The organism is uncultured Anaerovibrio sp. (assembly GCA_902786545.1).
GTDB lineage: Bacteria > Bacillota > Negativicutes > Selenomonadales > Selenomonadaceae > Anaerovibrio.
Genome location: CADACU010000073.1, coordinates 1 through 439, shown reverse-complemented (window position 1 = coordinate 439; position 439 = coordinate 1). Strand labels below are relative to the sequence as shown.

General features: G+C 47.8%; 1 protein-coding gene. It reads right to left on the bottom strand.

Features of this window, described 5'->3' with window-relative positions; all coding sequences use genetic code 11:
- Positions 1-438 (bottom strand): MIP/aquaporin family protein (locus QZV24_RS09960; RefSeq protein WP_294523411.1); only part of this gene is annotated, 438 nt, incomplete at its 3' end.
- Between the last annotated feature and the right edge of the window lies 1 nt (position 439).

Here is a 439-nt window from a genome sequence, read left to right as displayed (position 1 = left end):
CTTGGAGAAGATACACCAGATAAGGAACATCAGGAAGAAGGTTGCAATCATCTCGCAGATGAATGCAGTCATCTGGTTACCAGCTGCATTACCAGTAGCGAATACGCCCAGCTTGCTGCCTTCAGTCTCTGCCCAGTGTGGGAGATATGCAAGGTAAACGATGATAGCACCTACGATACCACCAAGAATCTGAACGATGGAAGTAGCTGCAAACTGATCCCAAGTGTAAACACCTGCCAAAGTTTTGGCAATAGTAACAGAAGGGTTGATATCAGCCTGTGGAGCACCAAGAGCAACGGAAGTGTAAACACCCATTACTACTGCAAAACACCATCCGGTGGTTGTGCAGATCCAGCCACCAGCGTGACCGCAGGTCTTAGCCAAAGTCATGTTTGCGTTAACACCGCAACCAAATACCATCAGAACCATGGTTCCCATA